Consider the following 14,337-nt stretch of genomic DNA (forward strand, 5'->3'; position numbering starts at 1 on the left):
CGGCTTGCTGCCTACCAGTCGTACTGCAGCTGCAGGCGGGCGTAGCGCGGCGTGGTGTAGTACTTGCCGGCCCGGTAGTTGTAGAAATCGGTGACCGTGCCTGCCGAGTTGTACGAGTACCTGGTCTCATATACCTGCAACGGTTTGATCGAGTTGAAGGCATTGAGTACCGAGAGCTGCATGCTCAGGCCTTGGGCCCACTTCGGCTTGTAGACCACGTTGGGGCTGACGTTGAGCGTCCACGGTGTACGGCCGGAGCCGCCCAGCCTGGAGATGTCGTCTTCGCCCACATTGCAGGTGTGAAATACGCCGGCGTAGCCGTACTCGGTACCGAAAGTGCCCGTGCCGCCGCCGAGGCAGCTGATCGGTGCGCCCGACTGCACCTGGATGTTGGCACCCACCTGCCACTCGTCGTTGAAGTTGTAGCCGCCGTAAAGCTTGAAGGTATGGCGATGGTCGTTGAACAGGTAACCATCGGCGCCGTACATGATCTCGGCGAAATCGAAATCCGAGGTGGTGCCGGTATCGCTCTGGCCATTGGTGCTCTTCACCAGGCCTTCGTAGTTACCACTGAGCTTGGCCCAGGTGTAGTTGAAGCTGGCATACCACTTGTCGGTGTGTTTCTCCGCAGCCAGGGTCAATGCCTTGTAGTAGCGCTTGGCCTCCGGGCCCAGCTTGTCGGCGGCAACGGTGAGGGTTTCAGCGCTGCCGTTGCCGTCCACATCCAGGCTCAGGGTCAGGTCGCGGCCCGGGTTGTACAGGTAGCAACCCGGCAGGCCTTCCCGCACGCCCCACTCGCCGCCCCAGCTGGAGACGTCATAGCCGGCGTCCTCGGCAACGTGGTACAGCTGGCGCGTGTCGCAGGTGTCATCGATGACATTGTTGATGCGGCGATAGGTGGCTTTTGCACTGAGCGTCCATGCATCGAGCCAGCTTGTGTCCGAGTGCAGCTCATACTGGTAGCCGAGGATGGCCTCATCCTGGGTATAGGGCTTCAAGCCCTTGCTGGCGACGGCCTTCGGGTCCGGGGTGCTGCCGTCTTCGCCGTTCACGACAAAGTCGTATGCGCCGCCGGCATAGGATCCGGTGACATTGGGGACGCCGCTGACCGGGTCATAGCCGCTATAGCTGTAGTAGTTGTAGGTGTAGTACGAGGCAGATGCAGCGCGCAGCGCAACATTGGCGGCGATCGGCAGTGAGTAGCGGCCGAGCGATGCATACAGCTTGCTGCTACCGTCACCGAGCACGTCCCAGGTGAAGCCAAGGCGTGGTTGCCAGATATTGTCCTGCTTGACGAACGTCGCACCCGAGCTGTTCCTGTTCTCGAACGAATCGTTGCGGACGCCGACGTAGAGCATGAAGTTGTCGGTGATCTGCCAGTGGTCATCCAGGTACCAGGACTTCTGGTCGATGCCAATTCCGCCGCCAGTGCGGAAATTGATCAGGTAGGCATAGGCTGGGGTCAGCCGCCAGTAGGCACCTGCCGAATAGGATGTGCCTGCGGTGGAATCCCAGTCTTCGTCGCTGTAGCCGCCGCTGAGCTTGTGCTTGCCCAGCTGCCACTCCAGGTCGAGGCGTGTGTTGCTGCGCTTGTCATGGCCTCCCTGCATGTTGACGGAGCTGCTTACCGCGCAGCCGATCTGTGCGCCGTTGGTGTCGATGACGTAAGGGCATGCGCCGCTGTCGCCGTCGATGCTGCCATCGTAGGCACTCACGGTGCCATCGGGGCTGATGGTGAACTGTGAGTTGCGGTTGCGCATCTGCCCGTATTGCAGTGACGCGGTCAGGGTGTCGGTCAGGTAGCTGGTCCATTTGAAGATGTCGGTCTGGCCGCCACTCTTGCCAACCAGTTGCCCCAATGCTCGTACCTTGGACGGCTCACCGTTGCTGCCATCGTTGCTATAGGCTGCATTGAAATAGTCGTAGGTATAGCGGCTGCTGTTGTCAAAGCCGGTGTACTCGATGTGATTCGCATCATTGGGGTACCAATCCAGCTTGACCAGCCAGTAGGGGCTTTTTGAGTCGTAGTCGTAGGTAGTCGTGTCCAACGAGGCAGGAACCACCGGTGTGTCCGGGGCGGTGGCATTGCGGATCTGGCTGCCAACGCGGGAGCCATAGAGGGTTTGTTTGGAGCGGCCGAACTCCCCCAAGGCGAACACGAATAGTTTGTCCTCGATCAGCGGGCCACCAACCCATGCGGTGTAGGTATTGGAGCTGCTACTGTTCCTGTCGTAGGAGCGGAGCAGGCTTCCGTCGGTGCGGAAGGTATCCGGCGCTTTCTCGCGCAGACCGGCGGGGACACCCGCCCAACTGAAACCGCCCTTCCATTCGTTGCTGCCGCGCTTGACGTTGACCGAGGAAACGCCGCCGGTGGAGAAGCCATAGGCGGCGCCGTAGCCACCGGTCTGGACGTCGAGCTGGTCGATGGCCTGGAATGGCACTTCAGAGAACGACAGGCTGTCGTACAGATTGGTGACGTTGAAACCGTCGACGTAGTAGCTGTTCTCTGCTGCCGACGCGCCACCGAACGAGGCTGGGCCGAAGTAACCGGAGCTGGCGACAGTGCCTGGTGTAAGCAGCGAGATGCTGGTGATGTCGCGACTTACCGGCAAGGTGTTGAGCTGCTCGGCGGTGAAGGTGGTTCGGGTCTCCACGCTGGTAGCGTCAATCTGGTTTGGCCAACGCCCTCGTACAGTGATTCCGTCCAGTGAGGTGGCGCCGCCGGTTGCTACCAGATGGACTGTGCTTGCTTGGCCGGCGATCACCTGCACTCTGGCAGTGTTGACCACCGTGATGCCATCCAGCGTTGATACTTCGTATTCGCCGGTGGGCAGTGCAGGGACGCGGAACCTGCCATCGGCCGCAACCTGTACTTCGCGTGCATTGCCGGTCGTCAGGTTCCTCACCTGTATCCGCTGGGATGCGGCGGCATTGCCGATGATGTCGCCGGTGGTGCTCTGGGCATGGGCCGAGGTCACGCATGCGCCCAGCATCAATGCCAGTGCAGCGCAGTGGAAGATACGCGTTGTCCGTGGGTAAGTGCTCATCGGTTCCCCTCAATGGAGTAGTTGGCAGGTGACTCCCAAACCTTGCGTTGTGAGTTCTTGCTGACTGAACTCCCACGGAGATTTGGCGACTCAGTCTGTTGCCTGACAAATTACGGCGGCGAATATGAGGGGCTCTGCTTTTTTTTATGGCCTTTTTTCATCTGTCAATTTCGTGAACAAGCGACTTGGAAGGACGGAATGTTCAGTGATGGACTTGCCTTTGCATTTTGTTGACGTTGGCGGGTACAGCAGTTCGCAGTGCTGCTGTTGCAGCTAAAAAAAACCCCGGCGCCAGGCCGGGGTTTCAAGTAAATCGTCAATGAGAGATTGCTTTGCTGCTTCGCTTCCTGATCAGAAGTCGTAGGACGCAGTCAGACGGACCGAGCGCGGGGCGGTGTAGAACGTGCCGATGCCGTAGGTCTCCGAGATCTTCTTCGGGCCAACTTCGTACGAGGGATCGCTCTGCAGCGGCTTCAGTTCGTTGAAGACATTGAAGACATTCAGGCCGAATGCGAGCTTGTGCTCGGCGAAGGCCGGACGGTACTGTACACCCAGATCCAGGCGCTTGGTCCACGGCTGGCGACCTGCATCACCCGGACGCGACGGCTTGCCACCACAGTAGTGGTAGGCGGACTCGTAGCCCATCGGATCGGTGATGTCGGTGCCGTAGTAGCCCAGGCAGCTCTTTGGCATGCCCGAGGCGACGCTCAGCGTTGCCGACGCGGTCCACTCGTCGTTGAACTGATAGGCAGCAAAGCCCTTCAGCTGGTGGCGACGGTCGTTGGCCAGGTAACCACCGGCGTACTCCATCAGGTAGGAGCCGTCCCAGTCCTGGGTCTTGGACACGTCGTCCTGACCGATGTCCGACTTCACCTGGCCTTCGGTGTTGCCGAAGCTGCGCGACCAGGTGTAATCCAGGCGGCCGTACCACTTGTCGCTCATCGGGTGTTCCAGGAACAGGTCGATGGCAACGTAGTCACGCTTGGCCTTCTGGTTGCCGAAGCCCCAGTCGTGGCCGCTCATCTGCAGCTGGGTGTAACCCGAGCCGTCGACGTTGGCCAGCATGAAGGTGTTGGTCTTGCCCGGGTTGAAGATCAGGCAGCCCGGGATGGTCACCGAATCCGGGTCCACGCCAGCGGCGGACAGCTTGTCGGCCATGCGGTCCGGATCGCAGACGTCATCGATGGCAGCCTGCAGACGGCGATAGGTAACCTTGGCGCCGGTGTTCCAGGATTCACCCACGGTCTTTTCGAAACCGAGGATCAACTCGTCCTGGTACTGCGACTTCAGGTCGGTTGGCGCGACCGAGTACGGATCTGGTGCAACACCGTATTCGTTGTTCGACGACACCGGACCCGGGCCCAGTGCGTTCAGACCAGTCGGGTTGCCGTCAGCATCGATGCCCGAGTAGGTGAAGTACTCGCGGGTATAGGTGGATGCAGAGGCGCCGCGGATGGCCACGCTGTTGGGCAGGGCCAGGTAGTAACGGCCAAGGTTGGCGAACACCTTCAGCGAGGAATCACCGAACACGTCCCAGCTCACGCCGGCACGCGGGGCCCACTGGTCACCGCTTTCAACATAGGCAACCGATGCGCTGTTGAAGTTGGTGAACTTGTCGTTGCGCACGCCCAGCGTGACCAGCCAGTTGGGGGTGATCTGCCAGCGGTCTTCCAGGTAGTAGGCCTTCTGTTCCACGCTCATGCTGGTGGTGGTGGAGAAGATGTACTTCTGCACCATGTAACCCTCGCCACCCGGCGCAGCGATGTTGAACTTGCTGTTCGGCGACTCGTTTGGATCGACCTGCGAATAGATCCACGCATAACCCGGGCCGGTCATCGACTGGCCTTCGTTGTGCGCGTTGTAATACATGTTGTCGATACCGGCAGTCAGCTCGTGGTTGCCGATGCGGTATTCCAGATCCACGCGCAGGCCCCGGGTCTTGCTGCCTGCGTCGCTGGCCTTGCCCGCATTGGTGGCCTGCGAGTTGCGGATCGGAGAGCCGCCGGTGATCAACGGGTCCTGGTAGGCGGAGCCACTGATGTACGGCAACGGCGAGTCGCTGGGGTTGGACGCAAGGTTGTCCTGCTTGCTGCGACCGTAGGTGGCACTCAAGGTCAAGTCATCGGTCAGGTAGCCGGTGTACTTGAAGATATCGAAGGTGTCCTTGATCTTGGTGGTGTTCGGATAGACACCGGTACGGTCGCCGCCGCTCAGGTCATCGTAGTCGAACGCGGTGTAATAACCGGCCTGACGGTCGGTGTTCTGGATACGGGTGTATTCCAGCGTGTTGTTGTCGTTGATGTTCCAGTCGATCTTGCCGTAGAACTTCGGCGAGCTGTAGCTGTAGTTGTTGCGTGCCTGCTGCGCCGACTCGATGTTGTTGGTGGACACGCCATCGGTCTTGTCGGCCTCGGCGGCTAGGTGCACGAACAGGCGATCTTCGATCAACGGACCGCTGACGTAGCCGCTATAGGTGGTCTGGGTCTTGCCGTCGCCATCGCGGTAGCGGTAGATGGAACCGTCACGCGGGTACCAGACGTCGCGCGGCGAGGCCGAAAGGCTTTTCGGCGACCAGGTGGTCTGCACGCCGAACTTCCATTCGTTGGTGCCACGTGCGCCGAGCTGGTTGATCACGCCGCCGGTGGAGCGGCCGTAGCTCGCGCTGTAACCACCGGTATAGGTTTCCTGCTGGTCAATGGAGCCGTAGGGCAGGCTGACGCCACCCAGGTAGTTCAGCGGATTGGTGACGTTGTAGCCGTTGATGTAATAGGCGTTCTCGGAAACGCTGGCGCCACCGAAGGACAGTACCGAACGCGAGCCATTGGTGAACTCGCCGCTGCCGGCGATCACGCCGGGTGCGAGCAGCGCGATCGACTCGGCGCTGCGGCCCAGCGGCAGCACGGCCAGTTGCTCGGCGGTGACCACCGACTTGGAGACGGTGTTGCTTACGTCGATCTTCGGGATGTTGGCAGCGGTGACAGTCACCGCATCCAGGGTGGTTGCACCTTCACTGCCGAAGGAGACTTCGGTGCCGGCGCCGACGCGTAGCAGCACGTTTTCGCGCTTGTCGAGGACCTGGCCATCACGCTCCAGGCTGATCGAGTACTTGCCCACCGGCAGCGAGCCGAGGTTGTAGCGGCCATTGGCGTCGACCGCGACGCTGCGCTTGAGGCCGGATTCGTTCTGGACGGTGATGGTGGCACCGGCGGCAGAGGGGGCGCTGCCGAACAGGGAACCGGTGGTGCTCTGGGCAGCGGCGGCGCCGATGACCGAGGTGAGGACGATGGCCAGCGCGGTGCGCTTGAGCCGGGTGACGTTGGTGCTGCGGGTCATCAGATTTCCTTGGTTCATTGATCTTGCAAAGTGCTGTTGCAACCGCGCTGCACAGAAATGTAGTTTTCGTTACAGCTGAACGAAATCTTAATTTCACTTACAAGCTATTTACAATCTCAGCTGTAACTAATTTCAACCAATTGATAAATAACGAAAAAAACTTCTCGCATGAGAGTTTGCTCGCGTTCATTTTCGCGACTCTCACTTGCTCTCGGTCGCACTGAGGGGCTGTTTCAAAAAAAAACCCCGGCCGAGGCCGGGGTCAATCACGTGTCAGAGAGTGATCTTGTTGGTTGGCTAGAGTCTGGCGTTGCCACGGTGTAGTGCTGTTCGTGGAGAAGCGACCCCGCTCGGGGGCCGCTTCGTTCTGCCACAGCGGATTTCTTAGAAATCGTAGGTTGCAGAGAACATCACGTAGCGCGGGGTCTGACGGGCAATCGGCACCATGTAGGTGTTGGACACCGTGTATGCGTCTTCTTCCGAAGTCACATCCACCTGGGTCGCCTTCTGCTCATTGAGGACATTGAACACCTGCATGCTGAAGGTGACCTTTTCGTCGAAGTACGACGGACGGTACGTCACGGCCAGATCGACGTTCTTGGTCCAGGGATTACGACGTGCACCCGGCTTGGCGATGCTGCCCAGGCAGGTGTGGTAAGCAGCGCCGTAACCGATCGGATCGCCGGCCGTAGTGCCCTCGTTGATGCCGCCGTCCGGGTTGTAATAGCCCAGGCAGCTGATCGGCGAGCCGGACATCACGCGGATGTTGCCACCCACCATCCATTCCGGGGTGATGGCATAGCTGCCGAACAGCTTCAGCTGATGGCGACGATCGTTGGCCAGGTAGCCGTTGGCGAAGCGCATCATCTCGGCAGCATCCCAGTCCTGGGTCTTGGAGATGTTGGTCTGGCCGAACTCGGACTTCACCTGGCCTTCGTTGTTGCCTTCGCTCTTGCTGTACGTGTAGTTCACGCGGCCTTCCCACTTGCCGTCGAACGGATGCTCCAGGTACAGGTCGATCGCCTTGTAGGTACGCTTGACGCCTTCATCGAAGCCCCAATCGGAGCCGTTCATCTTGATCTCGGTGCGGCCGGAGCCATTGACGTTCTTCAAGCTGAAGGTGTTGCTGCCGCCCGGGTTGAACATGTAGCAGCTGGCGACTTCAACCGAATCCGGATCGATCTTGTTGGCGATGAGCTTGTCGACGATCTTGCCGCTGTCGCAGATATCGTCGATGGATGACTTCAGGTCACGATAGGTGAACTTTGCACCGTAAACCCAGTCGGAACCCCAGGTCTTCTCGAAGCCCAGGATGTACTCATCCTGGTACATGTTCTTCATGTCCTTGGGGGCGAAGGCCAACACATCGACCGGCACGCCATATTCGCCGTTTGACGACACCGGACCCGGTGCAGGTGCACCGTTGAGGCCAGGAACCTCGACAAGGCCGGTGGGCAGGCCGCTGGCATCGACACCACTGTAGGTGTAGTACTGGTAGGTATAGGTAGATGCCGATGCGCCGCGGATTGCGACGTTGTTGGGCATTGCCAGGAAGTAGCGGCCAGCGTTGCCGAACACCTTCAGCGAGGCATCACCCATCACGTCCCAGCTGAAACCAAGACGCGGTGCCCACTGGTCCTTGGCATCCATGTAGGACTGGCCGGCGTCGTTCTTGTTGGTGAACTCGTCGTTGCGAAGGCCGATCGAGAGCAGCAGGTTCTCGGTCACCTTCCAGCGGTCTTCCAGATACCAGGCCTTCTGGTCGAGCGACATGCTGGTGTTGTTGAAGTACTTCAGCTGGCGAACGTAGTAGCCCTCACCACCCGGCGCACCCACGCCCAGCGACGGCGAGATGTTGGTGGCGCCGCTGCTGGCCTTCCTGTATTCCCAGTAGTCGGCAACCTGCGACGTGCCCTCGTTCTTTGCTTCGAACTTGATGTTGTCCACGCCAACACTGAGCGTGTGGTCGCCCACCACCCATTCCAGGTCAGCGCGCAAGCCGCGGGTCTTGTCCTTTGCATCAATGGACTGGTAGCCACCCTGGATGTTCTTCACCTCTTTGCCGCCGTTGGCAGCCGGGTCCTGGAACGCCGAGCCTGCGATATACGGGGTGTTTGCGAGGATGCTCGGGTTGACCTGGCGGTTGGTGAAATCGCTGGTGCCGTAGGTGGCATTCAAGGTCAGATTGTCGGTGAGGAAGCTGGTGTACTTCAGCACCCGATAGTCGGTTTCCTTGATGATCGGTGTCGGTACGGTGGAGAGCTTCGCACCTTGAGTGAAGGTGTCCAGGTCGTACGCACGGTAGTTGCCGCTGTAGTCATCATTCTGCTGGAACCAGGTGGCCTCCAGCAGATTGTTGTCGTTGATGTTCCAGTTGATCTTGACGTAGTACTTGGAGTTGTCGTCCTCAGCATGGACGCTGCGGGCATTGCCGAGCGTGTTCGGATTGGTCACCGAGTCGGTCTTGTACCACTCACCGCCGGCAAAGAAGAACAGCTTGTCCTGGATGATCGGGCCGCCCACGTAGCCGCTATAGCGGGTGGAGCCGAATTCGACGCCCTTGCCGCTCTGGTACTTGGTGCCTGCCAGATCCGGATCCGAGTAGCCCCATTCGCACTTCTCATTCTTGCCGGTACCGCAGGTCGACGGCAGGTTGGGATTGGAGTTGTACTGCGACAGGTCGATGTCGGGCAGGTACAGGTCGTCGCGGCGCGAGCGCAGGGACTTCGGTGCCCAGTCGATCTGTGCGCCGAATTCCCACTCATTGGTGCCGCTCTTGCCGACCTGGTTGATCACGCCACCATCGGAGCGACCGTACTTGGCGCTGTAGCCGCCGGTGTAGGTTTCCTGCTGGGCAACTGCAACGAACGGCAGGCCGGAGCCGCCCAGGTTGGAAAGCGGCTCGCCGGTGAAGTAACCGTTGATGTAGTAGGCATTCTCCGATGCGCCAGCACCGCCGAAGGAAACCAGGTTGGCCAGTGCGGCATAGCCGCCGGCGCCGCCTACCGCGCCTGGCGCCAACATGGCGATGGCTTCAGCGGTACGGCCGATCGGCAGGCGCTTGAGCTGCTCGGCGGTAATCACCGTGCGCGTGTCCACGGCGGTGAGATCGATCGCCGCTGCGGCGGTAGCGGTGACATTGACCGTCTCCAGCGTGGATGCGCCGGCACCGCTGCTGGCGAACGAGGCATCCGTACCTGCGCCCACGATCACCGACACATCACGTGTGCCGATGACCTGGCCATCGCGCTGCACGTTGATCTTGTAGTCGCCAATTGGCAGGGAGCTGATGCTGTAGCGGCCGTCAGCACCCACGGTCACCGTGCGCGAGAAACCGGCATTGTTGGTGACCTGGACGGTGGTACCTGCTTCGGCCGATGGCACCGTGCCGTAGATGCTACCGGTGGTGCTCTGCGCATGGGCAACGCCGGCGAGGCACAGGCTCAGGGCAGCGCTCAAAGCAGCCCGTTGAATGGTCTTGCGATGGGTCATCTCTCTCTCCGAAATGGGTGTTCTCTGGCAGGCATCAAGTTAGATACCTAAATACCAGGTGAACGAAAGATAACGCCGGTTACGCGTGAAAGTTAATAGCCATTCATTAAATTTTCCGTAAAAATTTTCATTTTTCTTTTAAATCATTGCCTTGCATGTCAAGGTGCCAAGGTAATGGATGACGCCATTTTGCCCTTCCCCGTATTCAGGTTCTCGGAATCGAGGCACTGGGGCGCCCGGCTTGCGAGCCTGCTTCCAGCAACCAGGTATTTCCCCATCTGGGCCTTGGTGAGTCGGTGCCGCGACCTGCGATCAGCAGGCCGACGACGATCGGTAGTGCGTTTTCTCTGGGGCTGCCTGCGAGCCCGAGGAGGTGTGGCCGAGTGCACAGGCCATCCTGGAATGTGCCAAGTCCAGATTGGCCGCAGTTCTGCTGGCAGGCGATGGAAGCGTCATGCACACACGGCCGAAGTGGCCCCGGTTGGTGCAGCGAGATTGGTGCTGATCCATGCAGAAAAGGACATCGGCAGCGGGCGAATGGCGCCGCTATTGGAGGACCGCAAGCCTTGCGATCAGGAAGACGTGGATGGCGGTTTGATCGGTCCGGATACGGGCTCGACGATTGCCACGTTGAGCACTGCCCGCTGAGCGAAGGCGCTGGCAGGTATGCAACCAGGACCAGCTGCCCATGCGGGCCGTGGATCATCCTTCATTGCCAGCGCCGCCTTGCTGTACCGCAAAACGCGCTCACGCCCCGACCCGCACCCGCTCCGCATCCAGGTCATCCACCGCCCGCACCTCGATGCTGCCGTACGCTGCCCACGGGAATTGCCGCGCGATGCGCATGGCCTCATCGGCGTCAGCTGCTTCGATCAGGTTGAAGCCGGCCAGGATTTCGCGGGTCTCCGCGAAGGGGCCATCGATTATCCGTGACTGGCCCTGGCGGCTGCGCAGGGTCTGAGCAGTGGTTGGTGGCTGCAGGCGTTGTGACATCAACAGTATGCCCTGCGCCTGCAGGGCATCGGCATGCTGCAGGCAGCCGCGCATCAGTGTGTCGTAGTCATCGGCAGGCACGGTCTGCAGCAGTTGCGGGTCGATATAGATCAACAGCATGAACTTCATGGTCCAACCTCAGGCGCAGGGGTTGCACATGATGTCGCATCGCGCCTGCTGCGTTGCCGCATGAATTCATTCATAAAAAAGATGGCGGGACCTCGTCGAGGTTGCCAGCCGTGCTTCGTCGTACCTGTTGTTGAAGCGGGCATGTGGCCTGCAACGGAGCAAGGTGATGAAAGTGATGGTGCTGGTGAAAGCGACTCCCGAGACCGAGGCCGGCGTGATGCCCACGGAGGCGGAAATCGCCGCGATGGGAGCCTTCAATGAGGAGCTGGTGAAGGCCGGAATCATGCTGGCTGGCGAGGGCTTGAAGCCTACGTCACAGGCGGCGCGGGTGCGTTTCGCCGCCGAGGGCCGCAGCGTGATCGATGGTCCCTTCGCCGAAACCCGCGAGCTCGTTGCCGGCTTCTGGTTGTGGCAGGTGCGCTCGCTGGACGAGGCGGTGGAGTGGCTCAAGCGGGCCCCGTTCACCCCGACCAACGGCAGTGCGGTGGAAGTGGAGATCCGCCCGTTCTTCGAAGCTGAAGATTTCGGCGCCGCCTTCACCCCGGAATTGCAGGCACAGGAGCAGCGTTTACGCGAGCAGATAGAACGCAACAACTGAACCCAACCCCAGGCAGCAGGAGCAATACGATGAAATTGATTCCGTTTTTGGGCTTCAACGGCCAGACCCACGAGGCGATGGCGTTCTACGCCAAGGCGCTGGGTGGCACGGTGGTGTCGGAAATGAAGTACGGCGACATGCCGCCGAGTCCGGACATGGATGCGGAAGGTTGCGGCGGTTTCATGCCGCAACCGGAGCAGATCGCGCATTGCCAGGTCGAAGCCGGCGGCGCGACGCTGATGGCGGCCGATGGTCCGCAAGGTGCTGGTGGCAGCGCCACCACCATCAACGTCGACGTGGACAGCATCGAGGAAGCCGAGCGTGTGTTCGCGGCCCTGGCCGAAGGTGGGCAGGTGCAGATGGCCTTGGCCGAAACCTTCTGGGCGCACCGCTGGGGCATGTTGCTGGACCGCTACGGCAAGCCGTGGATGGTCAACTGCATGAAGCCGATGCCGGCGGAGGGCTGAGCATGGGCAACCCGCAGATGATCTTCGTCAATCTTCCAGTGCGTGACCTGCAAGCCTCCAGGGCTTTCTTTGGCGCACTGGGTTATAGCTTCAACCCGCAGTTCAGCGACGACAACGCGGCCTGCATGGTGATCAGCGACAGCATCTTCGTGATGCTGCTGGTGGAGCCGTTCTTCCAGACATTCACCAACAAACCGTTGGCCGATGCGCGCAAGCAGACCGAGGTGATCACCTGCTTGTCGGCGGTCAGCCGGCCAGCGGTGGATGAGCTGGTGGACAAGGCCCTGGCCGCCGGCGGCAGCGAACCGATGCCGGCGCGTGATTACGGTTTCATGTACCAGCGCGGTTTCGCCGATCTCGATGGCCACCTGTGGGAAATCGCCCATATGGATGGCGAGCCGGGTCAATAACCAGGAGAAGATCATGGCTTACGTGGATGGATATGTGTTGCCGGTACCCAGCGCGAAGATCGACGACTACAAGCGCATCGCGCGCAAGGCTGGGAAAGTGTGGAAGGAGCACGGCGCCTTGGCGTATGTCGAAGCGGTGGCCGAGGACGTGAAGCCGGGCAAGCGCACCTCGTTCCCGCAGGCGGTGAAGCTGAAGGAAGACGAGGTGGTGGTGTTCGCCTACGTGGTGTTCCGCTCGCGCGCGCACCGCGACAAGGTCAATGCCAAGGCGATGGCCGATCCACGATTGGCCGGCATGGGACCGAAGGACATGCCCTTCGATGGCAAGCGCATGTTCTGGGGCGGGTTCAAGCCGTTCGTGCAGTTGTGAGCTTCTGCTCCCTTTCGCGTAGCGAAGGGGGAGGCTCTGCTCCCTCCCTTGCGCCGAAGGCGGAGGGGAGGGCTGGGGAGGGGGTGGCTTTTCGCATCATTAGTACAGGCCCCTGCCGAGCATGGCTCGGCACTACCGTCGTTCCTGCAAATGCGCTGCTTGCTTGCAGCAATTTCACCGCGATGCTCTGATCGCGCCCTATGAGCGATCCACAACTGCAACGACTGCTCGACACCCTTTGGCGCATGGAGTCGCCACGTCTGGTAGCGCGCCTGGCGCGCATGCTGGGTGACCTCGACAGCGCCGAGGAACTTGCCCAGGACGCGCTGGTTGCGGCCTTGGAGCATTGGCCAAGGCAGGGGATTCCGGACAACCCCGCCGCCTGGTTGATGGCCACCGCGCAGCGGCGGGCCATTGATCGGCTGCGGCAACGGCGCCTGCATGCGCAGCGGCAGGCGCAGATCATCGACGAATTGCAGGACTACAGCATGGGCGCGGATCAGTCCGACCATCTGGACGACATCGGTGATGACCTGCTGCGGCTGGTGTTCGTCGCCTGCCATCCCGAACTGCCCGCCGATGCGCGGGTCGCGCTGACCCTGCGCCTGCTGTGCGGCCTGAGTACCACCGAAATCGCCCGTGCGTACCTGGTTCCGGAGCCCACCATCGCCCAGCGCATCGTCCGCGCCAAGCGGTTGCTGGCCGAACGCAAGGTGGCGTTCGAAGTGCCGCGCCTGCAGGAGCTGTCCGCCCGCCTGCAGTCGGTGCTGGACGTGGTCTATCTGGTGTTCAACGAGGGCTACGCGGCCAGCAGCGGCGAGGACTGGATGCGGCCGGCGCTATGCGAAGAGGCGCTGCGGCTGTGCCGGGTGCTGGCCGGATTGATGCCCAACACGGTGCCGGTGCTTGGCCTGCTGGCCTTGATGGAGCTGCAGGCCTCGCGCCTGCGTGCACGAACCGCCGCTGATGGTTCGGCCGTATTGCTGCTGGAGCAGGACCGCAGCCGTTGGGATTGGCTGCAGATCGCGCGCGGGCAGGCGGCGTTGGATCAGGCAACGAAACTGGGCGGTGCCGATGACGCCTATGTAGTGCAGGCTGGCATCGCCGCCTGTCATGCACGCGCAAGGCTGGCCGAGCAGACCGATTGGCAGACCATCGCCGTGCTGTACGCGCGCCTGGCCGAGGTGATGCCCTCTCCCGTGGTTGAGCTCAATCGGGTGGTGGCGGTGGCGCAGGCCCAAGGTGCGTTGCCGGCCTGGAGCTTGTTGCAAGCGTTGATCGATGATCCGCAGCTGCAAGGCTACGCGCCGTTGCAGGCCGTGCGCGGTGACCTGCTGGCACGGCTTGGGCGTGCCGATGAAGCACGCCAGGCGTTTGAGCAGGCCGCGGCGCTGAGCAGCAATGCGCGCGAGCGCGAGGCGCTGCTGGGCCGTGCGGCAACCCTGCACTAAGACACTGCACATCGGCGCGCTGGGCTGGCTACACTCCAGAAGTTGCC

General features: G+C 61.1%; 10 protein-coding genes. 6 read left to right on the top strand and 4 right to left on the bottom strand.

The window, feature by feature from the left end; genetic code table 11:
• Window positions 1-11 precede the first annotated feature (11 nt).
• From ACVOLI_RS09190 to ACVOLI_RS09200, 3 genes are all read right to left on the bottom strand, one after another.
• Complete coding sequence (locus ACVOLI_RS09190; protein WP_481534356.1) at window positions 12-3,047, bottom strand: TonB-dependent receptor; 3,036 nt, start codon at window positions 3,045-3,047, stop codon at window positions 12-14.
• Window positions 3,048-3,398: 351 nt separating this feature from the next.
• Window positions 3,399-6,380: a TonB-dependent receptor gene (locus tag ACVOLI_RS09195; protein ID WP_481534357.1), complete on the bottom strand. Its 2,982-nt coding sequence runs from the start codon at window positions 6,378-6,380 to the stop codon at window positions 3,399-3,401.
• A 384-nt stretch (window positions 6,381-6,764) separates the two neighbouring features.
• Window positions 6,765-9,872 (bottom strand): TonB-dependent receptor, encoded by a 3,108-nt coding sequence (locus ACVOLI_RS09200; protein WP_481534358.1) that lies wholly within the window; start codon window positions 9,870-9,872, stop codon window positions 6,765-6,767.
• A gap of 402 nt (window positions 9,873-10,274) precedes the next feature.
• On the opposite strand from ACVOLI_RS09200, the gene ACVOLI_RS09205 reads away from it, so the two are divergent.
• Window positions 10,275-10,520, top strand: a complete 246-nt coding sequence (locus tag ACVOLI_RS09205; RefSeq protein ID WP_481534359.1) for a hypothetical protein — start codon at window positions 10,275-10,277, stop codon at window positions 10,518-10,520.
• A gap of 99 nt (window positions 10,521-10,619) precedes the next feature.
• Here ACVOLI_RS09205 and ACVOLI_RS09210 read toward each other — a convergent pair whose 3' ends face one another.
• Window positions 10,620-10,994, bottom strand: coding sequence for a YciI family protein (locus ACVOLI_RS09210; protein WP_481534360.1), 375 nt, complete (start codon window positions 10,992-10,994; stop codon window positions 10,620-10,622).
• A 166-nt stretch (window positions 10,995-11,160) separates the two neighbouring features.
• Here ACVOLI_RS09210 and ACVOLI_RS09215 point away from each other — a divergent pair, with 166 nt between their 5' ends.
• The 5 genes from ACVOLI_RS09215 (at window position 11,161) to ACVOLI_RS09235 (ending at window position 14,290) form a co-directional block, all read left to right on the top strand.
• Window positions 11,161-11,592 (top strand): YciI family protein, encoded by a 432-nt coding sequence (locus ACVOLI_RS09215; RefSeq protein WP_481534361.1) that lies wholly within the window; start codon window positions 11,161-11,163, stop codon window positions 11,590-11,592.
• A 29-nt stretch (window positions 11,593-11,621) separates the two neighbouring features.
• A complete protein-coding gene (locus ACVOLI_RS09220) occupies window positions 11,622-12,059 on the top strand; it encodes a VOC family protein (RefSeq protein ID WP_481512334.1) in 438 nt (145 codons plus the stop codon).
• On the top strand, window positions 12,056-12,469 hold the full coding sequence (locus ACVOLI_RS09225) for a VOC family protein (RefSeq protein WP_481534372.1): 414 nt from the start codon (window positions 12,056-12,058) through the stop codon (window positions 12,467-12,469). Before ACVOLI_RS09220 ends, ACVOLI_RS09225 begins: the two co-directional genes overlap by 4 nt.
• Window positions 12,470-12,482: 13 nt before the next feature.
• Window positions 12,483-12,839, top strand: a complete 357-nt coding sequence (locus ACVOLI_RS09230) for a DUF1428 domain-containing protein (protein ID WP_282268480.1) — start codon at window positions 12,483-12,485, stop codon at window positions 12,837-12,839.
• Between the two features lie 200 nt (window positions 12,840-13,039).
• Entirely contained in the window at window positions 13,040-14,290 is a 1,251-nt protein-coding gene (locus tag ACVOLI_RS09235; protein ID WP_481534362.1) for an RNA polymerase sigma factor, read from the top strand.
• Window positions 14,291-14,337: the final 47 nt, after the last annotated feature.

The sequence above is a fragment of the Stenotrophomonas sp. STEN029 genome (genome assembly GCF_056760015.1).